This is a genomic window from Micromonospora sp. NPDC005254 (genome assembly GCF_042872525.1).
Classification (GTDB): domain Bacteria; phylum Actinomycetota; class Actinomycetes; order Mycobacteriales; family Micromonosporaceae; genus Micromonospora.
Window position 1 is genome coordinate 339,887 of sequence record NZ_JBIAKM010000002.1, and the last position, 24,907, is coordinate 364,793.

The 24,907-nt window shown below is 72.9% G+C and carries 24 protein-coding genes, 1 tRNA gene and 1 pseudogene; 16 read left to right on the top strand and 10 right to left on the bottom strand.

Translation table 11 applies throughout. The features are described from left to right. Positions 1-16 precede the first annotated feature (16 nt). From ACFYPR_RS07230 to ACFYPR_RS07255, 6 genes are all read left to right on the top strand, one after another. Entirely contained in the window at positions 17-826 is an 810-nt protein-coding gene (locus tag ACFYPR_RS07230; protein WP_387258938.1) for a DUF4129 domain-containing protein, read from the top strand. A 22-nt stretch (positions 827-848) separates the two neighbouring features. Beyond that, on the top strand, positions 849-1,439 hold the full coding sequence (locus ACFYPR_RS07235) for a hypothetical protein (RefSeq protein ID WP_355062971.1): 591 nt from the start codon (positions 849-851) through the stop codon (positions 1,437-1,439). After that, entirely contained in the window at positions 1,436-2,443 is a 1,008-nt protein-coding gene (locus ACFYPR_RS07240) for a MoxR family ATPase (protein ID WP_354854163.1), read from the top strand. Before ACFYPR_RS07235 ends, ACFYPR_RS07240 begins: the two co-directional genes overlap by 4 nt. Then, positions 2,443-3,885: a DUF58 domain-containing protein gene (locus ACFYPR_RS07245; protein WP_387258940.1), complete on the top strand. Its 1,443-nt coding sequence runs from the start codon at positions 2,443-2,445 to the stop codon at positions 3,883-3,885. Before ACFYPR_RS07240 ends, ACFYPR_RS07245 begins: the two co-directional genes overlap by 1 nt. Before the next feature lie 19 nt (positions 3,886-3,904). Next, positions 3,905-4,468 (top strand): hypothetical protein, encoded by a 564-nt coding sequence (locus ACFYPR_RS07250; RefSeq protein WP_355062975.1) that lies wholly within the window; start codon positions 3,905-3,907, stop codon positions 4,466-4,468. A 103-nt stretch (positions 4,469-4,571) separates the two neighbouring features. Further along, the gene (locus ACFYPR_RS07255; protein WP_387258942.1) at positions 4,572-5,903 is read left to right on the top strand and encodes an NAD(P)/FAD-dependent oxidoreductase; all 1,332 of its coding nucleotides are present in this window, start codon (positions 4,572-4,574) and stop codon (positions 5,901-5,903) included. A 58-nt stretch (positions 5,904-5,961) separates the two neighbouring features. On the opposite strand, the gene ACFYPR_RS07260 is transcribed toward ACFYPR_RS07255, so the two are convergent. After that, complete coding sequence (locus tag ACFYPR_RS07260) at positions 5,962-7,821, bottom strand: hypothetical protein (protein WP_355132855.1); 1,860 nt, start codon at positions 7,819-7,821, stop codon at positions 5,962-5,964. A gap of 101 nt (positions 7,822-7,922) precedes the next feature. On the opposite strand from ACFYPR_RS07260, the gene ACFYPR_RS07265 reads away from it, so the two are divergent. From ACFYPR_RS07265 to ACFYPR_RS07280, 4 genes are all read left to right on the top strand, one after another. Then, positions 7,923-8,003 (top strand) — tRNA-Leu (locus tag ACFYPR_RS07265). A 111-nt stretch (positions 8,004-8,114) separates the two neighbouring features. Beyond that, positions 8,115-8,930 carry a Bax inhibitor-1/YccA family protein gene (locus ACFYPR_RS07270; RefSeq protein WP_354854173.1) on the top strand — a complete coding sequence of 272 codons (816 nt, stop codon included), beginning with the start codon at positions 8,115-8,117 and terminating at the stop codon, positions 8,928-8,930. Between the two features lie 136 nt (positions 8,931-9,066). Further along, complete coding sequence (locus ACFYPR_RS07275) at positions 9,067-9,825, top strand: Bax inhibitor-1/YccA family protein (RefSeq protein ID WP_354854175.1); 759 nt, start codon at positions 9,067-9,069, stop codon at positions 9,823-9,825. 46 nt (positions 9,826-9,871) lie between these two features. Beyond that, positions 9,872-10,192, top strand: coding sequence for a hypothetical protein (locus ACFYPR_RS07280; protein ID WP_354854177.1), 321 nt, complete (start codon positions 9,872-9,874; stop codon positions 10,190-10,192). A gap of 7 nt (positions 10,193-10,199) precedes the next feature. Here the strand turns inward: ACFYPR_RS07280 and ACFYPR_RS07285 are convergent, their stop codons facing one another. The 3 genes and pseudogenes from ACFYPR_RS07285 to ACFYPR_RS07295 all read right to left on the bottom strand — a co-directional run. Next, on the bottom strand, positions 10,200-11,462 hold the full coding sequence (locus ACFYPR_RS07285) for an acetyl-CoA C-acetyltransferase (RefSeq protein WP_363940545.1): 1,263 nt from the start codon (positions 11,460-11,462) through the stop codon (positions 10,200-10,202). Between the two features lie 78 nt (positions 11,463-11,540). Next, the gene (locus tag ACFYPR_RS07290; RefSeq protein WP_387259357.1) at positions 11,541-12,329 is read right to left on the bottom strand and encodes an SGNH/GDSL hydrolase family protein; all 789 of its coding nucleotides are present in this window, start codon (positions 12,327-12,329) and stop codon (positions 11,541-11,543) included. Beyond that, a pseudogene (locus tag ACFYPR_RS07295) lies at positions 12,321-13,402 on the bottom strand (SGNH/GDSL hydrolase family protein); the annotation flags it as partial. The gene ACFYPR_RS07290 and the pseudogene ACFYPR_RS07295, both read right to left, overlap by 9 nt. A gap of 150 nt (positions 13,403-13,552) precedes the next feature. On the opposite strand from ACFYPR_RS07295, the gene ACFYPR_RS07300 reads away from it, so the two are divergent. Together ACFYPR_RS07300 and ACFYPR_RS07305 are read left to right on the top strand one after the other, a co-directional pair. Continuing rightward, complete coding sequence (locus ACFYPR_RS07300) at positions 13,553-13,909, top strand: YkvA family protein (protein WP_354854181.1); 357 nt, start codon at positions 13,553-13,555, stop codon at positions 13,907-13,909. A gap of 72 nt (positions 13,910-13,981) precedes the next feature. After that, a complete protein-coding gene (locus ACFYPR_RS07305) occupies positions 13,982-15,352 on the top strand; it encodes a cystathionine beta-synthase (RefSeq protein ID WP_387258945.1) in 1,371 nt (456 codons plus the stop codon). Between the two features lie 232 nt (positions 15,353-15,584). On the opposite strand, the gene ACFYPR_RS07310 is transcribed toward ACFYPR_RS07305, so the two are convergent. From ACFYPR_RS07310 to ACFYPR_RS07325, 4 genes are all read right to left on the bottom strand, one after another. Further along, complete coding sequence (locus ACFYPR_RS07310; RefSeq protein WP_355132859.1) at positions 15,585-16,094, bottom strand: GNAT family N-acetyltransferase; 510 nt, start codon at positions 16,092-16,094, stop codon at positions 15,585-15,587. Continuing rightward, positions 16,091-17,020, bottom strand: a complete 930-nt coding sequence (locus tag ACFYPR_RS07315; RefSeq protein ID WP_387258947.1) for a ribonuclease Z — start codon at positions 17,018-17,020, stop codon at positions 16,091-16,093. The genes ACFYPR_RS07310 and ACFYPR_RS07315 overlap by 4 nt, the downstream gene beginning before the upstream one ends. A gap of 363 nt (positions 17,021-17,383) precedes the next feature. Beyond that, positions 17,384-18,046 carry a peptide-methionine (S)-S-oxide reductase MsrA gene (gene msrA / locus ACFYPR_RS07320; protein WP_354854188.1) on the bottom strand — a complete coding sequence of 221 codons (663 nt, stop codon included), beginning with the start codon at positions 18,044-18,046 and terminating at the stop codon, positions 17,384-17,386. Between the two features lie 74 nt (positions 18,047-18,120). Continuing rightward, positions 18,121-18,543 (bottom strand): HIT family protein, encoded by a 423-nt coding sequence (locus tag ACFYPR_RS07325; protein WP_354854190.1) that lies wholly within the window; start codon positions 18,541-18,543, stop codon positions 18,121-18,123. Positions 18,544-18,680: 137 nt separating this feature from the next. On the opposite strand from ACFYPR_RS07325, the gene ACFYPR_RS07330 reads away from it, so the two are divergent. The 4 genes from ACFYPR_RS07330 to ilvA all read left to right on the top strand — a co-directional run bounded on the left by ACFYPR_RS07330 (position 18,681) and on the right by ilvA (position 23,617). Next, entirely contained in the window at positions 18,681-19,823 is a 1,143-nt protein-coding gene (locus tag ACFYPR_RS07330) for a cystathionine gamma-synthase (protein ID WP_354854192.1), read from the top strand. 12 nt (positions 19,824-19,835) lie between these two features. Continuing rightward, positions 19,836-21,245 (top strand): amidase, encoded by a 1,410-nt coding sequence (locus ACFYPR_RS07335; protein ID WP_387178531.1) that lies wholly within the window; start codon positions 19,836-19,838, stop codon positions 21,243-21,245. Positions 21,246-21,291: 46 nt separating this feature from the next. Beyond that, positions 21,292-22,272, top strand: coding sequence for a DUF4328 domain-containing protein (locus tag ACFYPR_RS07340; protein ID WP_387258949.1), 981 nt, complete (start codon positions 21,292-21,294; stop codon positions 22,270-22,272). 124 nt (positions 22,273-22,396) lie between these two features. Continuing rightward, positions 22,397-23,617: a threonine ammonia-lyase gene (ilvA, locus tag ACFYPR_RS07345; protein ID WP_354854197.1), complete on the top strand. Its 1,221-nt coding sequence runs from the start codon at positions 22,397-22,399 to the stop codon at positions 23,615-23,617. A 105-nt stretch (positions 23,618-23,722) separates the two neighbouring features. Here ilvA and greA read toward each other — a convergent pair whose 3' ends face one another. Together greA and ACFYPR_RS07355 are read right to left on the bottom strand one after the other, a co-directional pair. Further along, the gene (gene greA, locus ACFYPR_RS07350) at positions 23,723-24,220 is read right to left on the bottom strand and encodes a transcription elongation factor GreA (protein WP_354854199.1); all 498 of its coding nucleotides are present in this window, start codon (positions 24,218-24,220) and stop codon (positions 23,723-23,725) included. Positions 24,221-24,388: 168 nt separating this feature from the next. Beyond that, positions 24,389-24,829 (bottom strand): DUF4307 domain-containing protein, encoded by a 441-nt coding sequence (locus ACFYPR_RS07355; protein ID WP_355062995.1) that lies wholly within the window; start codon positions 24,827-24,829, stop codon positions 24,389-24,391. Positions 24,830-24,907 lie beyond the last annotated feature (78 nt).

Here is a 24,907-nt window from a genome sequence, read left to right on the forward strand (position 1 = left end):
GCGTGGGGTGGTGGCGATGACGAACGGAACGCGCCCGCCCACGCCGTCCCCGGTCGCCGGGTCGGGTGTGGTCCGCCCGGTGCTCGGTCTGCTGCGTCGGTGGTGGCCGGTGGGTGCGGTGGCGGCGCTGCTCGCGGCCGCCGCACTGGCCTCGGCGCACTCGTCGATCGGCGCCAGTCAGATCCCGCCGGCCGCGGAGAACGTCCCCTGGGTGCCCGAGTACCCGACGGATATGCCGTCGCCGCCGCCGTCGATCCCGGTCGAGCCGAGGGACGCCGGCGAGGCCACCCAGGCGCACATCCCGCAGTGGATCGCCACCGTGGCGATGGCTCTGCTCGGGCTGGCCATCCTCGCGGTGCTGGGTTATCTCAGCTGGCTCCTGCTCCGTGGCGCGCTGCGCCGCACCTCGCGGGCGCTGCCGGCGCAGCGGGCCCGGCGTACGGCCGAGGGCACCGCCCGCGAGGTGGCCGCCGCCCTGGACGCCGGCCTGGTGGAGCTGGACGACCAGGCGACCGACCCGCGCGTCGCGGTGATCGCCTGCTGGGTACGCCTCGAGGAGGCCGCCGCCGCGGCCGGTGTGCCCCGGCGGCCCGGCGACACCCCGACCGACCTGGTCACCCGGCTGCTGCGGGGTGACCCGTCGACCGGGGTCCCGGCGATCGTCAGCGCCGACGTGCTGGCCGAGTTCGCGCACGTCTACCGCGAGGCCCGGTACGCCACGCGTGAGGTCGACGAGGGCACCCGCGACCAGGCCCGCGCCGCGCTGCGGCGGCTACGCGGTGAACTCACCATCGTGACGACGGGCGCTTCCGAGGTGCCGTCGTGAACGGGCTGGGGACGGTGCGACGGTGAGCGGCAGTGCCAGCATCGACGACCTGCTCACCTTCGAGGAGGAGCGGCCGAGGCAGGCCGAGCGTGAGCGGGGTGGCCGCGCCGGGCGCGTCTTCCGGGCTCTGGCCGGCAACGCCGCCCTGGTCGCCGTGCTGGTCGTCGGTCTGCGGGCGGTCGGTCTGCAGGTGTCGCTGGTGATCCTGGTGGCCGGTGTGTTCGCGGTGTCCGCGGTGCGCCGGGTCGCTGCCGCGCTCGCGCCGCCACCGGCGGCGAGGTCCCGTCCTCCGCTTCACCAGTACGACGACGACGGCACCTGGAACTGGGGTGCCCGGGACGCGCTGCGCGCCGCCATCAACGGCTGGGAACTCCCGCTGGACTGGTCCACGACGCGACCCGAACGCTTCACCGGGGTCATCCTGCCCCGGCTCGCGGAACTGGCCGACGAGCGGCTGCGCCTGAAGCACGCCGTGACCCGCGAGTCGGATCCGACCCGTGCCCGTGCCCTGCTGGGCGATCGGTTGTGGACGTTCCTGGAATCCCCGCCCCGCCGCCCCCCGTCGCCGCGCGATCTCGCGGTGATCGTCGCCGAACTGGAGAAGATTTCATGAACGACGTGGACCGGAGCATGCCCGCCGCCGAGGTCGGTCGCCTGGCCCGGGCCGTCCTGGACGCGGTCGGCACCGTCGTGGTCGGCAAGCGGGACGCGTTGGAGCTGGTCCTCGCCGGGATCCTGGCCGGTGGGCACGTGCTCCTGGAGGATCTGCCCGGCCTGGGTAAGACGCTCACCGCGCGCTCCTTCGCCCAGGCGCTCGGGTTGGACTTCCGCCGGCTCCAGTTCACCCCGGACCTGCTCCCCGCCGACGTCACCGGCTCCTTCCTCTACGACCAGCGCAACGGCGACTTCACCTTCCGCGCCGGGCCGGTCTTCACCAACCTGCTCCTCGCCGACGAGATCAACCGGACGCCGCCGAAGACCCAGTCCGCGCTGCTGGAGGCGATGCAGGAGAAGCAGGTCTCGGTGGAGGGCGTGACGTACAAGCTGGACGAGCCGTTCCACGTGCTGGCCACCGCAAACCCGATCGAGTACGAGGGGACCTACCCGCTGCCCGAGGCGCAGCTGGACCGGTTCCTGCTGCGGGTCTCCTTCGGCTATCCGGAGCACGAGGAGGAGTGGGAGGTGCTGCGCCGTCGGATGGGCCGCCGCCGCGAGGAGGCGGACATCAAACCGGTCGTCGACGCCGCCACCCTGCGGGCGATGCAGGCCGCCCTGGAGGACGTGGTGGTGGAGGACTCCATCGGCCGGTACATCGTGTCGCTGACCGCGGCCACCCGGGAACATCCGTCGGTGCTGGTCGGCGCCTCGCCGCGTGGCTCGTTGGCGCTGCTGCTGCTGGCCCGGGTGCGCGCGGTGTTCGGCGGCCGGGACTACGTGGTGCCGGAGGACGTCAAGGAAGTGGCGGCGCCCGCCCTGGCCCACCGGATCACCCTGCGCCCGGAGATGTGGCTGCGCCGCGTCGACCCGGCCTTCGTGGTGGGTGAGGTGTTGGAGGCCACGCCCGCCCCGGCCAGCGGTGCGCTGCCCAGCTACGCCGCCGGCGGGCTCCGGCGCTGATGACCGGCCCGACCGCGCCCGCGCCGCGATCCACCGAGCCGGAGTCGGCCGCCGGCTGGGCGCCCACCCCGGCGCTCGGCCGCGCGGTGCTGCTCGCCGGCCTGTTGCTGGTGGCGGGGGTCCTGCTGGGGCGGGTCGATCTCGTCGTGCTGGCGGCCCCGTTCGCGCTGGGCACCGCGTACGCGCTGCGCCGCCGGCCCACGACGCTGCCGCAGGTCTGGATCACCGCCGGGGACGACGGACCGCTCGTCGAGGGTGGCGAGGTGTCGGCCGCCGTCAGTGTCGGCAACCCGGACGCGGTCGACTACGACCTCGTGGTGGTGCGGTCCCGGGTCTCGCCGTGGTTGCGGATCACCCATGCCGGTTTCGCCGGCACCGGCCCGGCCGACGACGCCCCGCCCGCCGACGCCCCGCCCGCTGCTGGCGCGTCCGCCCGCACCGGCCGCTCCGTCGCCGATCGGCCGTTCGTGACCTCAGTGCCCGCCGCCGCGGCGGTGGACCTCGAGTTGGCCGGCCGGGCTCTGCGCTGGGGCCGGCACCCGGTCGGTCCGGCCGGCGCGCGGGTCGCCACGGCGGGTGGCCTGCTGGTCTCCCGAGCGGTGTTCACCGAGCCGGTCGGGGTGCGGGTCTATCCGCGCACCGAACCGTTCGAGGCGGTGGAGGCGATGCCCCGCGCCGCCGGCCTGGTCGGCGCGCACCACTCCCGCCGGCCCGGTGAGGGCGGCGAGCTGGCCGGCGTACGGATCTTCGCCCCCGGCGACCGGCTCCGCCGCGTCGACTGGCGGGTGTCGCTGCGCGCCCGGCAGTTGCACGTGGCGGCCACCCTCTCCGACCGGGACGCCGAGGTGGTGGTGCTGCTCGACGTGCTCGCCGAGGCGGGGCGCTCCGGCGGCGTGGACGGCTCCGCCTCGGTGCTGGACACCACAGTGCGGGCCACCGCGGCGATCGCCGAGCACTACCTGCACCGGGGCGACCGGGTGTCGCTTGTGGAGTACGGGCCGGGTGCCCGCCGGTTGCGCGCGGCCGCCGGCCGCCGGCAGTACCTGACCGTCCTGGAGTGGCTGCTCGACGTGCGCGCCGAAGCCTCCCAGCACGAGCCGTACGACCAGGTCTTCGGCCCGCAGCAGCTTTCCTCGGACGCGTTGGTGGTGGTCCTCACCCCGCTGCTGGACGAGCGGTCGGCGCAGATGCTGGCGCGGCTGGCCCGCTCCGGCCGGTTCGTGGTGGCGGTCGACACGCTGCCGGCCAACCTGACGCCGCCGAAGGATCGGGGTTGGGCCGAGGTGGCGTACCGCCTGTGGCGGCTGGACCGGGAAACCATGATCGGGCAGCTCCGGGAGCACGGCGTGCCCGTCGTGCGCTGGGCCGGCGCGGGCAGCCTGGACCAGGTGCTGCGGGACGTGGCGCGGCTGGCGACGGCCCCAAGGGTCGGTTCCCGGTGAGGATCGAGGGTGTGGGCAGATGATCGACGCGATCACCGGGCGGGTTCGGGCTGCTCAGGATGCTGTTGCACGGATCAGCGCCGTTCCGCTGATGGTCCGGGCCGCGATCTTCGTCACCGCGCTGGCCGGGCTGGCGCTGGCGTTTCCCGCCGAGGTGTTGACCGGCCGGCCGCTGCTGCTCCTGGCGGTGGCGGCGCTGCTGCCCGCGGTGGGTCCGCGGCGGCTGTGGCCGACCTTCGTGGCGCTGGTCATGGCCGGCGGCTGGCTGCTCGCCACCGACGGATACGGCCGACCGGTGGCGTTGTGGCGGCTGCTCGCCGTCGCTGCGCTGTTGTACCTGGGGCACTCCCTGTGCGCGCTGGCGGCGCTGCTGCCGTACGACGCGATGGTGGATCCGGAGCTGGTCACCCGGTGGTTGCTGCGGGTGGCGGCGGTGCTGTTGGGTACGGCCGTGCTGGGGGTGCTGCTGTTGCAGGCGGCGGGCCTGGGCGGGGAGGCCGGTCATCAGTGGGTCACCGTGCTGGGGCTGGTGGTGGCGGTGGGTCTCGTCGCGTTGCTGGGTTGGCTGCTGCGGCGTAGGTGAACCCCTGAGGCGACAGAGTTATGCAGGTCACAGGGGTTGTGTTCCGTCACAGATGGGGGGCGCGAGCGGGATTACCTGAGCCCGGCGGGGAAAGATAGATGACGTGAATCCGAAGCGGATCCTTGTGGTGGGTGCCGGGCACGTCGGTCTCTACGCGGCCCTGCGCCTGTCAAAGAAGCTCAGCTCCCGTGAGGCTGAGGTCATCGTCGTGGACCCCCAGCCCCACATGACCTACCAGCCGTTCCTGCCCGAGGCCGCGGCGGGGAACATCTCCCCCCGGCACGCCGTGGTGCCGCTGCGCCGGGAGCTGCGCCGGTGCAAGGTGGTGGCGGGAACGGTCACGCGGGTCGAGCACGACCGCAAGGTGGCCACCGTGCAGCCGATCGTCGGTCCGGCCCGGGAGATCGCGTACGACCACGTGATCGTCGCGCCGGGTTCGGTGTCCCGGACGCTGCCGATTCCGGGCCTGCACGAACAGGGCATCGGGTTCAAGACCATCGGTGAGGCGATCTACCTCCGCAACCACGTGTTGGACCGGCTGGACGTCGCGGCCGTGACCCCGGATGCGGAGGTGCGCCGCTCGGCGCTGACCTTCACGTTCGTCGGTGGCGGTTACGCGGGCATCGAGGCGCTCGCCGAGATGGAGGACATGGCCCGGGACGCCCTGCGCTACTACCCGGAGCTGAAGCCGGAGGACATGCGCTGGGTGCTCGTCGAGGCCACCCAGCGGGTGCTGCCCGAGGTCGACCGGGACATGGGCGCCTACACGGTGCAGCAGCTCATGAAGCGCAACATGGACATCCGGCTGGACACCCGCCTGGAGTCCTGCGTCGACGGGGTGGTCAAGCTCTCCGACGGGGACAGCTTCCGGTCCGACACGATCGTCTGGACGGCCGGCGTGAAGCCGTCGCCGATGCTTGACGCGACGGACTTCCCGCGTGACGAGCGCCGGCGGGTCACCTGCATTCCCACCCTCCAGGTGGTCGACGGTGACCGGGTCATCGAGGGCGCGTGGAGCGCGGGTGACTGCGCCGCCGTGCCGGACCTGACCAAGGAGCCGGGCAACTTCTGCTCGCCGAGCGCGCAGCACGCGGTGCGTCAGGCGGCGCGGATGGCCGACAACATCGTCGCGGTGATCCGCGGCCGCGAGCCGGTCAACTACAAGCACAAGCACGCCGGCAGCGTCGCCAGCCTCGGCCTGCACAAGGGCGTCGCCCAGGTGTACGGCATCAAGATGACCGGCTGGCCGGCCTGGTTCATGCACCGGACGTACCACATGAGCCGGATCCCCTCGTTCAACCGCAAGGTCCGGGTGGTGGTGGACTGGTCGCTGGCGTTCTTCCTCAAGCGTGAGGTCGTCGCCCTGGGCCAGCTGCACGACCCGCGCGAGGAGTTCGTCGAGGCATCCCAGCCGGTGGGCGCGCCGCGCGTCTGAGCAAACTGGACGAAAGGGCCCCTCCTGCTCAGGAGGGGCCCTTTCGCGATACTCGGCGTCAGACCCGCCAGATCCAGGCGTCGGCGATGCGGGTGGCCGGGCCGTACAACTGCTCCAGGGTCGCCCGCAGGCTGTCGGCGTGCGGCGCGTCGTCGGCCAGCGCCACGCAGGACGCGCCCCAGAAGTCGACGTCCCGGGCGGCCTGCCGGCGCTGCTCGTCGCCGATGGCCGGCTGGTCGCCGCGGCGGGCGACGTCGGCCAGCAAAGCCGAGGTGGGCTGCTTGAAGGTGCCCATGGCGGCGGTGCCACCGCGCCCGTACGGGCCGATGAAGAACCCCTCGGGCAGGCCGAACCCGGCGTCGGCGGCGGCTGCCCAGCGCATCGGCCACGGTTCCTTGGGGGTGGGCAGTGGCACCGGGACCAGCACCCCGCCCGGGCGGACGCACTGCCGCCAGTGCCCGCCGGTGATGAACTCCGGCACGGCGGGCCGCTCGGCGGTCGGCAGTGGGGTCGGGAAGATCGGCAGCAGGGCTGCGATGACGGCGAGCGGCACCAGCCGCCGCGCCCGGCCGGTGCCGCGCAGTGCCCGGTCGACGGCCACGACGAGCACCGTCGCCACGATCGGGAGCAGCGCCAGGCCGAACCGCATCGGCAGCGCGCCGTCCACCACCGGCAACCCGGCCAGCAGGGCGTACGGGCCGGGCAGCGCGGTGCGGGTGCCGCCGAGCACCACCTCCGGGCCGAGGGAGAGCGCGCCCATCACCAGCGCCGCCACCACGCAGGCGAGCACCAGCCGGCGCCGGCCGGCCCAGACCGCGCAGGCGGCGGTGACCAGCAGCAGCGGCCAGCCGAGGAAGGTGTTGTATTCGGCGGGGCCGGTGGTCAGCCGGGACGCCTCGTCGCTGCCGGCGACCGACAACGGGGAGACCGCCCACCAGCTGCTGAGGTCGGCCGAGAAGTAGGCCGGGCTGAACATCCCGTCGGCGACGCCCTGCGGCCCGGCGAACTGGAACCACAGTGGGTAGCCGAGCACCAGCAGCGCCAGGCCGGCGGCGATCGCCAGCCCGCCGGCGAATCCGGGCAGTGCGCGCCGGGCGAGGTCCCGGTCCGCGACGGTGTAGCTGATCGCCATCACCAGCAGTGTGACGGCGCAGAGGAAGAGGACCTCCTCGCCGATGAAGACCTGCGCGGTGACGGCTGCGGCCAGCCCGGCAGCGGAGCTGATCATCCGTCGTCGGTCCGGGCCGACCGATCGGGCGCGGCCCGTCGCGTCGGGTGTCGTGGGGCCGGGGTCGGACGCGCGGAGCAGCCGGAGCACCAGCCAGACGATCACCGGCACCAGCCACTGCGCCGTCATGTGCAGGTGGCTGTTGGACTGCGAGATCATGCCCGGACCGAACCCGCACAGCCCGCCGCCGAGCGCGGCGGCGAGGCGGTGGGCGCGCAGCGTCCGGTGGAACAGCAGGTACCAGGCGAGGGCGGTGCCGGCCAGGTTGGCGGCGGCGAGCAGCGCGAAGGTGGTGGGCGCGCCGAGCAGGAGGGTGATCGGCGCGCAGACGACGCCGAGCGCGATGACAGTGGTGTTGGCCATCAGGTTGACGCCGTCCGGGGCGTTGAGCCGGTCGGTGAGCAGGTGGAAGTCGCCGAGCAGCGCCCTCGCGTCGACCGCCAGGAACCATTCGTAGAGCGTCTGGTCCTCGGGGTTGAGCGCCAACGTCCGCCCACCCGGGTCGGGCCACAGGCCGTGGGTCAGCCAGCCGGCGAGCGCCACCCAGACCACCGCGATCAGCAGATCCGCCCGGTGGCGGCGGACGGCGGCCAGCAGCCGGACGGCCCGGGGTCGGCGGCTGACCTGATCGTCGAGACGGAAGACCTGGTCAGGGGCGGCGTCGGGGGCCGTTGGGGCTGCGCTGCTCACGGCATCGACCCTAATGTGGCCAGCCCGGCGGGGTACGCCGGGTCGCCGCGGACCGGCTACGGTGACACTGCACCGTGCGTGTCGGCGCGCGGGTGCCACCCGCCCGGGTGGTGGAACGGCAGACACGGCCGCCTTAAAAGCGGCTGCCGAAAGGCGTGCGGGTTCGACCCCCGCCCCGGGCACCCAACCGCCACGGCGTCCGCGTTCCCATCGTGATCACCAGGAGTGGGCCGGGCAGTTTACTCTTGGGGTGCACGTTCACGTGCAAACGACCCCCTGAGGGAGGCCAGACAGTGAAGACCTCGAACCCGGTGCTCGCCCGGCTCGGCCAAGCGGCCGAGCGGGAGCGCTCCGCCGGGTACGCACCGGCCGGGCCGTACGGACAGCCCGGCATTCCGCAGCAGTACCCGTCCCAGGCCGGCTACCCGGCCGCACCGCCCGCCGTGGCACCGATGACCGTCGACGACGTGGTCGTCAAGACGGTCGCGCTGTTCGGCATCCTCGGCATCACCGCCGCCGCGGCCTGGGTGCTCGTGCCCGACGCGCTGGTCGGCACCGCCTGGATCGGCGCGGCGGTCGTCGGCCTGGTGCTCGGCCTGATCATCTCGTTCTCCCGGATGGCCAACCCGGCGCTCGTCATCGCGTACGCGGTCGTCGAAGGTGTCTTCGTCGGCATGGTCAGCAAGGCGTTCGAGTCCGCTTACGACGGCATCGTGCTCCAGGCCGCCGTGGCCAGCTTCGGCATCTTCTTCGTGATGACGATGATCTACAAGGCGAAGATCATCCGGGCCACCCCGGTCTTCGTCAAGGTCATGACTTCGGTGATCATCGGCCTTGCCGCGGTCATGCTGATCAACCTGGTGCTGGCGCTGTTCGGCATCAACACGGGTCTGCGTGACGGCAGCCCGCTCGCCATCGGCTTCAGCCTCGTCTGCATCGTGGTCGCTTCGCTGAGCTTCGTGCTCAGCTTCAAGGAGATCGAGGACGGCGTCCGGATGGGCCTGCCCCAGCGCTACTCCTGGGTGGCCGCGTTCGGCATCCTGGTCAGCCTGGTCTGGCTCTACATCGAGATCCTGCGCCTGCTGAGCTACTTCCAGGGCGACGACTGATCTCGTCCGTCCCGCTGACCGGCGCCCGCTCCCGCTCTCGCGGGGGCGGGCGCCGTCGTCCGCGCCGTTTCGCCGCCGCCGCCGGGCCGTCCGGGGCAGAGTGACTGCGAGGGGTACGCGGGCGAAGGAGGCGACGGTGCGCAGCAACAACCCGGTGCTCAACCGGCTGGACGAGACCGGCCGGTTGGAGTCCCGGGTGGTCAGCTCCCGCGACGTCGAGCCGATGACCGTCGACGACGTGGTGGTGCGTACCGTCGGATTGCTCCTGCTCACCGGCGCGGCCGCCGCGGTGTCCTGGGCGGTGGTGCCCGACGCGGTGTGGTTGGGGGCGGCCCTGGCCGGCAGCGCCCTGGCCTCGATCGTGCTGGTCCTGGTCATCTCGCTGCGGGGGATCACCAACCCGGTGCCGATCGTCGGCTATGCGGTGCTCCAGGGGCTGCTGCTGGGGGTCGCCAGCCGGACCTTCCAGCAGGTCTACCCCGGGATCGTGGTGCAGGCGGTGGCCGGCACCTTCGGCGTCTTCCTCGGCATGGCGGCGCTGTACCGGGCCCGGGTGATCCGCGCGACGCCCCGGCTGGCCCGCCTGGTGATCGGCACGCTGCTCGGTATCGCCGTGCTCAGCGTGGTCAACCTGGTGTCGTACCTGATCTCCGGACGGCCGGGGCTGGCGGTCTACAGCGTCAGCGGGGAGGTCGGCTGGTTGCCGTACGCCTTCTCGGTCGTGGCGATCATCGCCGGTGCGTTCAGCTTCATCCTCGACTTCGACCTCGTCGAGCGCTCGGTGCGCGACGGCCGACCCCGCCGGTACGCGTGGCTGAGCGCGTTCGGCCTGCTCACCGGCCTGGTCTTCCTCTACTGGCAGCTGCTACGGCTGCTCAGCTACCTGCGCCGCTGAGCGGCCCGGAATGTCGGGGTCGGCGCCGGCCGTAGACTCGGCGGCGATGAGCGCAGCGGAGTTGGAGCGGGCCGTGCAGTTGCTGGTCCGCCAGGTCGGGCACTGGGAGCAGCCGCGCTGGGCGGCGGCCGCGACCACCGGCAACGTGCCCCGCGCCGACCTGATGCACCGGTTGGTGCAGGAGATCGCCAATCTGGCCGCCGACGCCGAGGGACAGCCCCGCCGGACCGTGCCCCGGCTGGACAACGACCTGGCCCTACCCGACCAGTTGCGGGTGGTGACGGCCGACCTGCTGGCCGCCGGGGCCGACGCCGAGGCGCTGGCGCGGGCCGCCGCCGAGGTGACGGCGACCCGCGGCGCTCTCTGACGTCGGGTCAGCTCAGGCGTTCGAGCACCATGGCCATGCCCTGGCCGCCGCCGACGCACATGGTCTCCAGACCGATGGTCTTGTCGTGCCACTCCAGCGCGTTGAGCAGGGTGCCGGTGATCCGGGCGCCGGTCATGCCGAACGGGTGGCCGACCGCGATCGCGCCGCCCATGACGTTCAGCTTCTCCTCCGGGATGCCCAACTGCCGGTAGGAGGGGATCACCTGAGCGGCGAACGCCTCGTTGATCTCGACCAGGTCGACGTCGTCGATGGTCATGCCGGCCCGGCGCAGCGCCTGCCGGGACGCCTCGACCGGTCCGAGACCCATGATCTCCGGCGACAGCGCGGTCACGCCGGTGGAGACGATCCGGGCCAGCGGGGTCAGGCCCAGCTCCTCGGCCCGCTGGGCGCTCATCACGACGACGGCGGCGGCGCCGTCGTTGAGCGGGCAGCAGTTGCCCGCGGTGATCCGCCCGTCCGGACGGAACACCGGCTTCAGGCCGGCCACCGCATCCAGGGTGACGCCTGCGCGGGGGCCGTCGTCGGTGCTCACCACGGTGCCGTCCGGCGTGGTGACCGGGGTGATCTCCCGGGCCCAGAAGCCGTCGGCGATGGCCTTCTCGGCGAGGTTCTGACTGCGCACACCGAACTCGTCCATGTCGGCGCGGGTCACGTCGTACACCTGGGCGAGGTTCTCCGCGGTCTGCCCCATGGTCAGGTAGATGTCCGGCAGCTCACCGGCCTCGCGCGGGTCGGTCCAGACCTCGGCGCCGCCCTGCGCGCGGCGCTTCGAGCGCTCAGCGGCCGTCGCGAAGCGCGGGTTCTCCCAGCCGCCGCCGACGAGAGCCTGCGCCTCGGGAGGCAGCCCGTCGGAGCTGCCGCGGGCGTAGCGGGAGACCATCTCGACACCGGCGGAGACGAACACGTCGCCCTCGCCGGCGCGGATCGCATGCAGCGCCATCCGGGTGGTCTGCAACGAGGAGGCGCAGTAGCGGGTCAGCGTGGCGCCGGGAACGGTGTCCAGCCCCAGCAGGGTGGCCACCACGCGGGCCATGTTGAAGCCCTGCTCACCGCCGGGCAGGCCGCACCCGAGGTAGATGTCGTCGATGGTGGTCGGGTCGAGTTCGGGGATCTTGTCCAGCGCGGCCTGGACGATGGTCGCGGCGAGGTCGTCGGAGCGGACATCGCGCAGGGACCCCTTGTGCGCCCGGCCGATGGGGGAGCGGGCGGTAGCGACGATGACGGCGTCGCGGGACGACTCAATCGGCATGAGCCAACGTTAACCCGCCGGTAACATGGCACGGAAGAAGCAGGCGCGGCGGGAAATGTCACCCCGGCCGGGCGTGCTCTAGCGCCGGGAGGCGACCGCCGCCGCGGCCACGACGGCCGGCAGCAGGGCGTGCGCCCACACCCGGTAGCCGTCGGCGGACGGGTGGAAGCCGTCGTGGCAGAGCGTCCCCGCGTCGGCCCGGAAGACCGGCCCGGTCTCGGTGGCCAGGTCGACCACCGCGCCGCCCGCCTCCAACACCGCAGTGGTCTGCGCGCGGGCCATCCGCCGCCCGGACCAGCCGACCAGCTGACGCAGCGGCGGCGCGATGGCGCGTACGGCGCCGAGGTCGGGGCAGGTGCCCACCACCACCTCGACGCGCGCCTCCCGCAGCCGGTGCACCGCCGCCCCGAGATAGGCGGACGCGTCGGCGGGCCGGCGCAGCCCGGTGGCGTCGTTCGCGCCGATCAGGATCAGCGCCACGTCGGGCCGCTCGCCGAGCAGGGCCCGGGCGACCTGGGTGGCCAGGTCCGTCGAGCGCGACCCGGAGACGCCGACGCTGGACAGGTGCACCCGGCGGCCGGTCGGGCCCTCGGCGAGCAGGTTGGCCAACTGTCCGCCAATGGTGTCGTCGAGGCGGTCGACGCCCACGCCCAACGCCGACGAGTCACCGAGCAGCACCAGCCGCAGCGGCGCGGCGTCGGCCCGGCCGATCGTCGCCCGCAACGCCAACCCCAGCTCCGGCTCGGCGTAGCGCCGGTGCCGGGCGACGAACGCCTCACCGGCCAGGACGGCGGCGCCGCCCACCGTGCCGGCGAGCAGCGACAGCGCCGCCGCCCGACCCAGGCGGCCGGGAAGACCGGCGGTCACGCCCCGCTCGCTGCGCTCGTTCATGCCAGTCCCTCCACTGTCGAGGTGTCCGTCGCGGAGCCGGACTGCGGCACCGTGTTGACACCGAAGAACGCCCGGCGACGCAGCTGCGCCCACCGGCCGGCCGGTCCTCGGTCGCGGCCCCGGACCTGGGTGCCGCTGACCTCGGTGCCGGCGTGCCGGGCCGCCTCCTGCGCGGCCTTTGGCAGCGACCGTACGCCCTCGCCCCGCGCCGGTGTGGCCCGTCGCTCCGGCCCGGAGCCGAGCGCCGAGAGCATCGTCGGCAGCAGAGCGGCGGCGGCCATCGCGTACCCCTCGGCGGAGGGGTGGAACCGGTCCCAGGCGAACATTCGGTGCGGTTCGGCGGCGAACCGTGGGCCGAGCAGGTCGCCGAGGGACACCGTCGAGCCGCCCGCCTCGACCACCGCCACCGTCTGGGCGGCGGCGAGCTGGCGACTCCACCGGTGCGCCAGCCAGCGCAGCGGTGGCTGGATCGGCCGGATCGCGCCGAGGTCGGGGCAGGTGCCGACGACCACCTCGCAACCGGTGTCGCGCAGCGCGTGGACCGCCTCGACCAGGTAGCGCACCGCCAGGCCGCGCGGCGTGCGGTTGGTGATGTCGTTGCCGCCGATCAGGATCACCGCGATGTCCGGCGCGCACTCCAACGCCGCCTCCACCTGGTGCCGGAGCGCCGCGGAGATGGCGCCGACCACCGCGAAACGGCGCACCAGGACCGGCCTGTGCAGCCGCCGGGACAGGCCGGTGGCGAGCAGCGCCCCCGGTGTCTCCCGGCGGCGGTGCACCCCGTAGCCGGCCGCCGACGAGTCACCGAGCACGACCATGGTGAGCGGGGGGCCGGGGAACTTCGCGCCGTACATCCCGTCGCAGCGCGGCGGCGGGGCCTCGGCCATCGGGATGGTGCGCCGGGCCTGGCGGGCCTGGCCGAGCAGCACCCCGCCGGTCGCCATCGCGGCCGCCGCGGTGGCGCCCGTCCCGATAGCCGCCAGCCGGGCGATCCGCCAGGCCTGCCGCCAGCGCGGACCAACGGGTACGACAGAACCAGCGACCCCCATATGCCGACATTATCGCGCCGGCCCGACACGCCGCTGTCGTCGTCCCGGCTCGGGAGTGCCTGGAAACCGACGAGACGGGGTACCTGTCCGGTGGAGGCCGGCCGACTTGCGCCGACCCGCCACGCTGATCCGGCGGAGAGGAGCGCGACGATGGGGAAGACACTGAAGCGCAGCGCGGCGTTCACGGCCCTGGCGCGGGCACTGGCGGCGGGGGCGCGCGGCGGGCCCTCGCTGGGCAGCCGACTGGCGGCGCTGCCCCGGATGATCCGGGCCACGACCCGGGGGGAGTACGACGGTGGCCTCCGGCTGGCCCTGATGACGGCGGCCACGGCGTACATCGTCTCGCCCATCGACCTGCTGCCGGAGATCCCACTGGCGATCTTCGGGCTGGCCGACGACGCGGTGATGATCACCTGGCTGGCCGGCAGCGTGCTCGCCGAGACCGACCGTTTCCTCGAATGGGAGGCCCGACGCAGCTCGGTCATCCCCGGGGGGCTGGTGCCCTGACGGCACGTACGCTGGTCGGCGAGGATACGTCTGCCCGGCCGCCGTCGCCGGCGCCGCAATGAAGGGCACACCGTGCAGTACTACGACAACGTCGTCGACATGATCGGCAACACCCCGCTGGTCCGCCTGCGCAACGTCACCGAGGGCATCCAGGCCACCGTGCTCGCCAAGGTCGAGTACGTCAACCCGGGCGGCTCGGTGAAGGACCGGATCGCGCTGCGCATGGTCGAGGACGCCGAGGCGGCGGGCCTGCTGCGGCCCGGCGGCACGATCGTCGAGCCGACCAGCGGCAACACCGGCGTCGGGCTCGCCCTGGTGGCCCAGCTCAAGGGCTACAAGTGCGTCTTCGTCTGCCCCGACAAGGTCAGTCAGGACAAGCAGGACGTGCTGCGGGCGTACGGCGCCGAGGTGGTGGTCTGCCCGACCGCCGTCGCGCCGGAGGACCCGCGCTCGTATTACAACGTCTCCGACCGGCTGACCCGCGAGATTCCCGGCGCGTGGAAGCCCGACCAGTACAGCAACCCGGCGAACCCGCGCTCGCACTACGAGACGACCGGCCCGGAGCTGTGGAAGCAGACCGAGGGCCGGCTCACGCACTTCGTGGCGGGCGTCGGCACCGGCGGGACGATCTCCGGCATCGGGCAGTATCTGAAGGAGGCGTCCGAGGGGCGGGTGCGGGTCATCGGGGCCGACCCGGAGGGCTCGGTCTACTCCGGCGGCACCGGCCGGCCGTACCTGGTGGAGGGCGTCGGCGAGGACTTCTGGCCGGAGACGTACGACCGGGGTGTGGCCGACGAGATCGTCGAGGTCTCCGACAAGGCGTCCTTCGAGATGACCCGGCGGCTGGCCCGCGAGGAGGGCCTGCTGGTCGGGGGCTCCTGCGGGATGGCCGTGGTCGCCGCGTTGGAGGTGGCCCGCAAGGCCGGCCCGGACGACGTCGTGGTGGTGCTGCTGCCCGACGGCGGTCGCGGCTACCTCTCCAAGATCTTCAACGACTCGTGGATGGCCCGGTACGGCTTCCTGGACAACTCCGGCCACGAGCCGACGGTGGCCGACGCGCTGGCCAGCAAGCCGGGCGGCCTGCCCGAGCTGGTGCACGTGCACCCGACCGAGACGGTCCGGGACGCGATCGACTACATGCGTGAGTACGGCGTCTCGCAGCTGCCGGTGCTCAAGGCCGAGCCGCCGGTGGTGACCGGTGAGGTCGCCGGCTCGATCGCCGAGCGGGATCTGCTCGACGCGCTGTTCACCGGTCAGGCCCACCTGCACGACACCATCGAGCGGCACATGGGTGACCCGTTGCCGATGATCGGTGGCGGCCAGCGGGTGAGCGAGGCCGTCGGCCTGCTGGAGAAGTCCGACGCCGCGCTGGTCCTGGTCGACGGCAAGCCCAAGGGCGTCCTGACCCGCCAGGACCTCCTGGCTCACCTCGGCGCCCACTAGTTCTCGCCCCCGCCTGTCCGCATGCTTCCCTCCGGGGCGGCACGGGCACCTCTGCCGGTCCTTTGCTCTGCTTCACTCCACGCAACACCGAGTGTCCGATTACCGGACACTCGGTGTTGCGTATGTTGAAGCAGAGCAAAGGCCGTGAGGCAGGGCGGGGCGGGGTGGACGCCGCACGAACCGCACGTGGGCGAGCGCCCCACGAAACGCACGATCGTCGGGCAGCAGGGCGTCAGAGGGGGCGGGTGTAGCGGAGCTGGGGCGCGGGGGCGGTGCCCATGTGTTCCTCGCGTTCCGCTCCCGTCGGGGTCCAGCCGCCGCGCTCGTAGAAGGCGCGGGCGTGGGCGTTGTCGCGGAGCACCCAGAGCACCGCCCGCTGCCAGCCCCGCGCCCGCATGGCGTCCAAAGCGTCCACCATCAACGCGCGGCCGGTGCCCCGCCCCTGCTCGGCCGGGTCCAGGTGGATCGCGTTGAGCAGTCCGGTCGCCGGGTCGTCCTCGTCGTCCGGGCCCACGTAGCTGAAGCCGACCAGCACGCCGACGCGTTCCGCCACGGTCAGCCGGTGGTTGTCGCGCTCCCAGGCCCACCGCTCGGTCCAGTACCGTCCCATCGCCTCCCCGGTCGGCTCGGCCAGCGCCTCCGCCGGCAGGAACGACGAGTAAGCGGCCACCCGGGAGCGTTGGTGCAGGGCGCCGATCCCCATCAGGTCGTCGTCGGTGGCGGGGCGGAGCGTGACGGTCATCCGGCCGAGGCTACCCGGCGCGGCGGGACCTGCACGGTGGTCAGATCCTCGGCGATGACCAGGTCGCCGTCGAAATGCCCGCGGGCCTCGTCGAAGAACCGGCGGGGGTCGGGGTAACGCTGCGAGAAGTGCGTGAGCACCAGCGTGCGTACCCCCGATTCGGTCGCCACCCGCGCGGCCTGCGCCGCGGTCAGGTGGCCGACCTCGGCGGCGAGCGCGGCCTCCGACTCCAGGAAGGTCGACTCGATGACCAGCAGGTCGGCGTGCTCGGCCAGGGCGTACACCCCGTCGCACAGGCCGGTGTCCATCACGAAGGCGAACCGCTGCCCCGGCCGGGGCACGCTCACCTCGTCGCGGGTGACGCGACGACCGTCGAGGTCCAGGTGCCCGACGCGGATCAGCGCGCCGACGGCCGGACCGGCGATGCCGTACGCGGCCAGCTTCTCCGGCAGCATCCGGCAGCCGTCCGGCTCGACCAGCCGATAGCCGTACGTCTCGATCGGGTGCCGCAGCCGGCGGGCCTCCAGCGTGCCGCAGCTCAGGGCGATCCGTTGACCGTCGGTCTCGATCGGGGTGACCGCCAGCTCGGCGGTCTCGTAGAAGGAGGTGGCGTGCCGCAGTCGGGCGAAGTACTCGGCGCCGCCCGCCGGGAAATGCACGGCGACCGGATGCGACACCCGGTCCAGCGAGAGTCGCTGGATGGTGCCGGGCAGGCCGAGGCAGTGGTCGCCGTGGAAGTGCGTGACGCAGATCCGGGTCAGGTCGGTCGCGGTGACCGTGGTGTGCAGGAGCTGCCGCTGGCTGCCCTCGCCCGGGTCGAAGAGGATCACCTCGTCGTCCCAGCGCAGCACGTACCCGTTGTGGTTGCGCTGCCGGGTGGGGGCCTGGCTGGCCGTCCCGAGAATCACCAGCTCGCGCATCGACACGCTGATCTCCCACAGATATGGAGCGACCCCCGGGGCGCTCCGCGCTGTCGCGCGGGCCGGCTGGACTTGGCCGGCACCCCGGGGGTCGGGTGGCTGTCGTGGATTCGCCGCACCGCTGCCACACGGTCTCGACGGTCGTACTGGTTGCCCGCCTCGCGGCGGACGGATCACTGTCGAGGACAGCGGCTAGCTGACAGCCACCTCACGAGTCCGATTGCTATACAAGTCTGGACCACCTCCTTTCACGTGTACGGCCACGTTATCGAGTTCTCGCCGGGCGCGGCAACGGATTTCGATCACAGGGCCAGACGGGAATGCCCGGCCACCTCGTCGGCGGCCGGGCATCGCGCTCAAGCAGGTGGGTCAGCCAGCGGTACGCGCCACGCCGACCGGGCAGCTCAGCCCGTTCGGGCCGTGGTTGCAGTACCCGTTCGGGTTCTTGGTCGGGGCGAGGTACTGCTGGTGGTAGTCCTCGGCGAAGTAGTAGCTGCCGAGCGGGGCGATCTCGGTGGTGATCTCACCCTTGCCGGCCCGGCTCACGATCGGCTGGAAGGCGTCCCGGGACGACTCCGCGATGGCCCGCTGCTCGTCATTGGTCGTGTAGATCGCCGACCGGTACTGGGTGCCCACGTCGTTGCCCTGGCGCATGCCCTGGGTCGGGTCGTGGTTCTCCCAGAAGACCTTCAGCAGGTCCTCATACGTGATCTTGCTGGGGTCGTACACCACCTGGACGACCTCGGCGTGCCCGGTCCGGCCGGAGCACGTCTCCTCGTACGTCGGGTTCTTGGTGATGCCGCCCGCGTAGCCGGCGGAGGTGGTGTAGACGCCGGGCAGCGTCCAGAACAGCCGCTCGGCACCCCAGAAACAGCCCATGCCGAAGACGGCGACCTGGAGACCCTCTGGGAACGGGCCCTTCAGCGGGGTGCCCAGCACCTCGTGGCGGTCGGCGACCGGCATGGCGATCGGCCGGCCCGGCAGGGCCTGCTCGGGCGAAATCATCTCGGCGTTCATACGGCGCAGGAACACGGTGGGACTCCTCTCGTACCTCTCCCAGCGTGTAACACCGGTGGGTCTTTCTTCCTTACCCGTGCCACTGTGACTCAGGCCCCGCCACCCAGGCCGGCGGCGATCCGGTCGGCGTAGGTCTGTGCGTCGGTGTCGTCGGCGTACCGGGTGCGCGGCCAGAAGAAACCCCGCAGCCCGTCGCCCTTGGTTCGCGGCACCACGTGGGTGTGCAGGTGCGGGACGGATTGGGACACCTTGTTGTTCACCGCCACGAACGTCCCACCCGCCCCCAGAGCGGCCTCCACCGCCACCGCCAGCCGCTGGACCAGCGCGAAGTAGCCGGGCAGCAGGTCGGCCGGAAGCTCGGCCAGGGTCACCAGGTGCGCCCGGGGCACCACCAGCACGTGCCCCTTGAACACGGGCCGGGTGTCCAGAAATGCCACCCCGTCCGCCTCGTCGGCGACCCGGAACGCCGGCACGTCACCCGACACGATCCCGCAGAAGACGCACCCGCTCATCGCCCCAGGCTATGTCGCCGGCTGACCGGCCCGCCGCCCCCTGGCCGGCACGTGGGGGCCGGGCCGGACAGGCCCGTCCCCACCCGGAGCGCGGGTTCCGTTCCAGCCCGCCGGACGGGGGCACTAGCCTCACCAGAATGAGTCACGGCTTCGAGACGCTCGCCATTCACGCCGGTCAGGACCCTGAGGCCCGCACCGGCGCGGTGATCCCGCCGATCTACCAGACCAGCACGTACGCCCAGGACGCCGTCGGCGCGCCCCGGCTCGGCTACGAGTACAGCCGCTCCGGCAACCCGACCCGTGACGCCCTGCAGGAGTGCCTGGCCGCGCTGGAGGGCGGGCCGGTGGGCCTCGCCTTCGCCAGCGGCCTGGCCGCGGAGGACACCCTGCTGCGGGCCGTCTGCCAGCCGGGCGACCACGTGATCATCCCGGACGACGCGTACGGCGGCACCTACCGGCTCTTCGCCCGGGTGGCCCAGCGCTGGGGCCTGGAGTTCACCCCCGCCAAGGTCTCCGACGCGGCCGCGGTCCGGGCCGCCGTGCAGCCCGGTCGGACGAAGATCGTCTGGGTGGAGACGCCGACGAACCCGCTGCTCGGCATCGCCGACATCGCCGCCCTGGCCGCCGTGGCGCACGACGCGGGCGCGCTGCTGGTTGTCGACAACACCTTCGCCTCGCCGTACCTCCAGCAGCCGATCGCCTTCGGCGCGGACGTGGTGGTGCACTCCACCACCAAGTACATCGGTGGGCACTCCGACGTGGTCGGTGGCGCGCTCGTCGTCGCCGACGCCGGGCTCGGCGAGGAGCTGCGCTACCACCAGAACGCGATGGGCGCGATCAACGGCCCGTTCGACGCCTGGCTCACCCTGCGCGGCATCAAGACCCTCGGGGTACGCATGGACCGGCACTGCGACAACGCCGAGCGGCTCGCCGCGTACCTGGACGGGCACGCCCAGGTGGCCGAGGTGATCTACCCCGGGCTGCCCTCGCACCCTGGTCACGAGGTGGCCGCGAAGCAGATGCGTCGGTTCGGCGGCATGATCTCGTTCCGCGCCTCCGGCGGTGAGGACCACGCCGTGGAGATCTGCAACCGCACGAAGCTCTTCGTGCTCGCCGAGTCGCTCGGCGGCGTGGAATCCCTGATCGAGCACCCGGGCCGGATGACACACGCAAGTGCTGCCGGCTCGCCGCTTGAAGTTCCCGGCGATCTCGTGCGACTGTCTGTCGGCATCGAGACGGTCGACGACCTGCTCGCCGATCTGGAGCAGGCGCTGGGCTGACCGCTGGGGAGGATGGCCGTGCAGGACATCATGTCGACCTGGGTCGGGGCGACCGCCAAGCAGATCGCCCGGGGCGTACGCAGGGGTGACGTCTCGGCCACCCAGGTCGTCGCCGACCACCTGGAGTACATCGCCTCGGCCGACCGCGAGCTGGCGGCTTTCCGCGCCGTTCGCGGCGGCGAGGCGATCACCGAGGCCGAGAAGGTCGACGAGCAGGAGGACCTGGCCAACCTCCCCCTGGCCGGGGTGCCGGTGGCGGTCAAGGAGAACACCCCGGTCGCCGGCCTGCCCACCTGGAACGGGTCGGCAGCCGTGCGGACCGACGTCGCGGAGGCCGACCACGAGGTGGTGCGTCGGCTGCGCGGCGCGGGCGCGGTGATTCTCGGAGTCACCCGGATGCCGGAGCTGGGGCTGTGGGCACTCACCGACGACGACAGCGCGGTGACCCGCAACCCGTGGGACAACACGCGTACCCCCGGCGGCTCCTCCGGCGGCGCCGCCGCCGCGGTGGCCGCCGGGCTGGTGCCGATCGCGCACGGCAACGACGGTCTCGGCTCGATCCGGATTCCCGCGGCCTGTTGCGGCCTGGTCGGGCTCAAGCCCGGCCGAGGCGTGGTCCCCTGCCAGCTCGGCGCGGACGACTGGTTCGGCCTCACCGAGCACGGCATGCTGACCAGCACGGTCGCCGACGCGGCGGTCGGCTTCTCGGTGCTCGCCGGTCGGCGTCCCGAGAAGCTGGTCCCGCCGCAGCGGCTGCGGGTGGGCGTCTCGCTGCGCTCCCCGGTGCGCGGCGTCGCAGCGGACGCGCCCAACCGGGACGCGGTCGCCGCCGCCGGTCGGCTTCTCGCCGCCGCCGGGCACGACACGGTGCCGGCCGATCCGGTCTACCCCACGGCCCTGGGCCTGCAGGGCATCGCCACCTGGTTCGCCGCCGCCGCCACCGACGTCCGGGCTTCCGGGTTGGACCGGCGTGGCCTGCAACGGCGTACCCGGCGGCACGTCGCGCTGGGCGAGTGGGCGCAGCGTCGCGGCTACGTGCGGGAGGCTGACCGGGCCGCCTGGCGGCAGCGGTCGGTCGACTTCTTCACCGACCACTCGGTCGACCTGCTGCTCACCCCCGCGCTGGCCAGCGCGCCGCCGGAGGCCGGGCGCTGGTCCGAGCGGTCCTGGCGGGCGAACATGTCGGCCAACATCCGGTACGCCCCGTACGCCGCACCGTGGAACATCGCCGGCCTGCCGGCGATCGTGGTGCCGGTGGGCCGCCGGCCCGACGGCCTGCCGGTCGCCGTGCAGATCGTCGGCCCGCCCGGCTCGGAACTGCTGCTGCTCGGCGTGGCCGGTCAGTTCGAGATGGCCGCCCCGTGGTCGCGTCACGCCCCCGGTTATCCCCTCGTCGGAACGGGGTCGCCGGCCGCCGCATGATCGTCTACCGTGTGCGCGCAACGTCGCGCGGACCCGGGGGACACCAATGCGCTGCCAGACCTGCGGGGACCCCACGTCCCCCGAGCACAACGACTGCCAGCGCTGCTACACGCCGCTGGGCCAGCCCGCCGTCACGCCGGGTCTGCCGACCTACCGCGTACGCGGGATCGGCCTGGCGGCGAACATCGCCGTCGGCGCGACCGCCCTGCTCTACCTGGTGGTGGCGCTGTCCCCGCTGATCGGGATGGCGATGGCCCGGCAGGCCAGGGCCAACGACGACGTGGACCTGCTGCTCGGCGCGGCGATCGTCGGAGGGCTGCTGTCGCTGCCCATGGTGGTGGCGCACCTCACCGCCGCCGTACTGGTGATCATCTGGACGTGGCGGGCGCGGAAGAACACCGACGCCTTCCCCGGCGCCCTGCCGACGCTGGGGGCCGGCTGGGCGATCGCCGGCTGGCTGGTGCCCTTCGCGAACTTCGTGGTGCCGGCCCGGGTGGTGGCGGGCGTGGCGCGGGACAGCCTCTGGCGGCGGTTCACCCCGACCCTCGTGGTCGTCTGGTGGTGCGCCTGGCTGGTGTTCAGCGTCGGCGATCGGGTGCGCAGCCGCGTGGACGAGGAGGCGTACAACCGGCTGCCGGAGACCCCGTTCACCGACGCCGGCTACCAGGCGTACGTCGACTACTACCGGGACTCCCTGCTCCGCAACACGCTGCCCGCGCTGGGCTGCGCAATCGCCGCGGTGACGCTGATCCTGCTGATCCACCGGATCTCCGCCGCGCAGGAGGCCCGGATCGCCCGCGCCGCCCCGGTGTGGCCTACCGCCCCGGTCTGGCCGGGGGCGCCGGTGTGGCCGGCGGCGCCGGTGTGGCCCGCGTCCGCTCCGCCCTCGGCCGGTCCGGCTCCGACGATGGCGACCCCGGCGGCCCCTGCCCCGCCAGAGGCTCCTGCCGCGGCCCCGGCGGGTCCTGCCGCGGCCCCGGCGGCCCCCGCGGGCCCTGCCGCACCGGAGGCCGCGCCGACACCGTGATCCACTCGGGATCGCTGATGTGGCGGTGTCCGGGCGCGGTTGATACCGCGACATCGGGGATGTCGAGTGGATCAACCCGGTGTCGCCGCAGGGGACGCCGGGGCCGGATGGCACGATCGGGGGCATGACGGAACTGGTCGGCCTCGACGACGTACGGGCTGCGCGGAAACTGCTCGCCGACGTCGTCCGGACCACCCCGCTGGAGCCCTGCCGGCCACTGAGCGCGGCACTGGGCGGACCGACCTGGCTCAAGTGCGAGAACGTGCAGCGCGCCGGCTCGTACAAGGTGCGCGGCGCGTACGTGCGGATCTCCCGGCTGTCGGCGGCCGAGCGCGAACGCGGCGTGGTCGCGGCGAGCGCCGGTAACCACGCCCAGGGAGTGGCTCTCGCCGCCGGGCTGGTCGGCACGCACGCGACGGTCTTCATGCCGGTCAACGCGCCGCTGCCGAAGGTCGCCGCCACCAAGGGGTACGGCGCGCAGGTCGAGCTGGCCGGCAACACGGTCGACGAGTCGCTGGTGGCGGCGCAGACGTACGCCGAGCGCACCGGCGCGGTGCTCATCCACCCGTTCGACCACCGGGACGTGATCGCCGGGCAGGGCACGGTGGCGTTGGAGATCCTCGAACAGTGCCCGGACGTGCGGACGATCATCACCGGGGTGGGCGGCGGCGGCCTGATCTCGGGCATGGCGGTGGCCGCCAAGGCACTGCGGCCCGACGTCCGCATCATCGGCGTGCAGGCGGCCGGCGCGGCGGCCTTCCCGCCCTCCCTGGTGGCCGGGGAACCGGTCCGGCTGCCCGCCTTCGCCACCATCGCGGACGGCATCGCGGTCGGGCGACCGGGGGAGATCACGTTCAACCATGTCCGCAAGCTCGTCGACGAGATCGTCACGGTGACCGAGGAGGACATCTCCCGGGCCCTGCTGATGCTGTTGGAGCGGGGCAAGCAGGTCGTCGAGCCGGCCGGGGCGGTCGGCGTGGCCGCGCTCCTGGCCGGCGTGGTGGAGGTGGAGACACCCGTGGTCGCGGTGCTCTCCGGCGGCAACATCGACCCCCTGCTGATGATGCGGGTGATCGAGCACGGGCTGGCCGCCGCGGGTCGCTACCTGCGGGTGACCGTGCGCTGCTCGGACCGGCCGGGGCAACTCGCGTCGCTGCTCAGCCAGATCGCCGAGCACCGGGCCAACGTGGTGGACGTGGAACACCAGCGGGCCAATCCGCACCTGGGCCTCGGGGAGGTGGAGGTGGCGCTGTCGGTGGAGACCCGTGGTGTGGAGCACTCCGACACGCTGATCAGCGCCTTGCGGGCCAGTGGTTACCAGGTGGTCTTCGCCGCCGAGGCGTGACACGGGTGGGTGTCACGCCTCGGCGGCGGCACACGTCAGACGGCGCTCAGGTGCCCGGTGCCGTGAAAGGCCGCTCGGCGACCGCGGCGCAGAGCCGCGTGACGCTCAGCCGGAGAACGGCTCGAAACTGACCACGGTCACCTTGATGTCGGCGCCACTCGGGGCCGTGTAGGTGCAGGTCTGCCCGGAGCGGCCACCCAGGATCGCCTTACCGAGCGCCGACTCGGGGCTGTAGACGGTGAGGTCGGTGGTGGCGGCGATCTCCCGTGAGCCGAGCAGGAAGGTCTCGGTGTCGTCGGCGTCGTCGTCGAAGTAGATCGTCACGACCATGCCGGGCGACACCGCGTCGGCCGTCGGGGCCTCGCCGACCTTGGCGGTGCGCAGCAGTTCCTGCAGGTAGCGGATGCGACCCTCGGCCTTGCCCTGCTCCTCGCGGGCGGCGTGGTAGCCGCCGTTCTCGCGCAGGTCACCCTCCTCGCGCCGAGCGTTGATCTCGGCTGCGATCGCCGGCCGGTTGGCGATGTGCTCGTCGAGCTCGGCCTGGAGGCGGTCGTACGCGTCCTGGGACAGCCAGGTGGCGGGCGCCTCGTTGCCAGTGGACACAGGCGTTCTCCTCAGTTGTGCGTGGCTGGCTGACAGGTGAACTACCAAGTTACCAGTGCGGTACGACACAGCGTGGCGGCGATCACCGCCGGTGTCCGCCTCCGGCACTCGCGGTCGACGCGCCGCGACGGGTTGACCGCAGGCGTTGCGGAGTGACGTCTGCGCAGCTCAGGCAGGAGGCCGGCAGCGCAGCACCTCGCCGATGAACGGTCGGGCGGAGGTGCTCAGACGGTGCCGGGTGGTGACGTGCCGGTCGCCGGGTGCGGCGCTCACCGTGACCTCTTCGCGGGCCACCTCGACGCCGGCGCGGTCCCGGGCGCGCAGCACACAGACCGCCGAGCCGCCCGACGGCACGGTCACCCGGAAGTCGACGACCACCTGGCTGTCCGTGATGTCGGTGTACGTGATCACCTGAGCGTCGTAGACCGGGTCGCCGTACTGCCGGTAGAGCCGCAGCGAGATCAGGCTCAGCACCGTCACCAGCACCAGGAGGACCAGCGCGGCCAGCAGCGTACGGCGGCGGCCCCCGCCGGGCGCCCGGCGGCGACCGTAGCGGCCGGCGGGGAAAACCGGCGCGCCCGGTGAAATTGTGGCGTGCGTCTCGGTCACCGGCGGGTATCTCCTGGCGTTGTTGTCGGCGGCATCGGCAAGAATGGCAGAAGTCCATCCTCCCAGCCCGGCCAAACG

Excerpts from the sequence above, each read along its gene's own strand:
- ACFYPR_RS07230 (WP_387258938.1), top strand. The coding sequence starts at position 17 with ATGACGAACGGAACGCGCCCGCCCACGCCGTCCCCGGTCGCCGGGTCG.
- ACFYPR_RS07240 (WP_354854163.1), top strand. The coding sequence starts at position 1,436 with ATGAACGACGTGGACCGGAGCATGCCCGCCGCCGAGGTCGGTCGCCTG.
- ACFYPR_RS07245 (WP_387258940.1), top strand. The coding sequence starts at position 2,443 with ATGACCGGCCCGACCGCGCCCGCGCCGCGATCCACCGAGCCGGAGTCG.
- ACFYPR_RS07250 (WP_355062975.1), top strand. The coding sequence starts at position 3,905 with ATGATCGACGCGATCACCGGGCGGGTTCGGGCTGCTCAGGATGCTGTT.
- ACFYPR_RS07280 (WP_354854177.1), top strand. The coding sequence starts at position 9,872 with ATGAGCGCAGCGGAGTTGGAGCGGGCCGTGCAGTTGCTGGTCCGCCAG.
- ACFYPR_RS07285 (WP_363940545.1), bottom strand. The coding sequence starts at position 11,462 with ATGCCGATTGAGTCGTCCCGCGACGCCGTCATCGTCGCTACCGCCCGC.
- ACFYPR_RS07300 (WP_354854181.1), top strand. The coding sequence starts at position 13,553 with ATGGGGAAGACACTGAAGCGCAGCGCGGCGTTCACGGCCCTGGCGCGG.
- ACFYPR_RS07310 (WP_355132859.1), bottom strand. The coding sequence starts at position 16,094 with ATGACCGTCACGCTCCGCCCCGCCACCGACGACGACCTGATGGGGATC.
- ACFYPR_RS07325 (WP_354854190.1), bottom strand. The coding sequence starts at position 18,543 with ATGAGCGGGTGCGTCTTCTGCGGGATCGTGTCGGGTGACGTGCCGGCG.
- ACFYPR_RS07330 (WP_354854192.1), top strand. The coding sequence starts at position 18,681 with ATGAGTCACGGCTTCGAGACGCTCGCCATTCACGCCGGTCAGGACCCT.
- ACFYPR_RS07335 (WP_387178531.1), top strand. The coding sequence starts at position 19,836 with ATGGCCGTGCAGGACATCATGTCGACCTGGGTCGGGGCGACCGCCAAG.
- ACFYPR_RS07340 (WP_387258949.1), top strand. The coding sequence starts at position 21,292 with ATGCGCTGCCAGACCTGCGGGGACCCCACGTCCCCCGAGCACAACGAC.
- ilvA (WP_354854197.1), top strand. The coding sequence starts at position 22,397 with ATGACGGAACTGGTCGGCCTCGACGACGTACGGGCTGCGCGGAAACTG.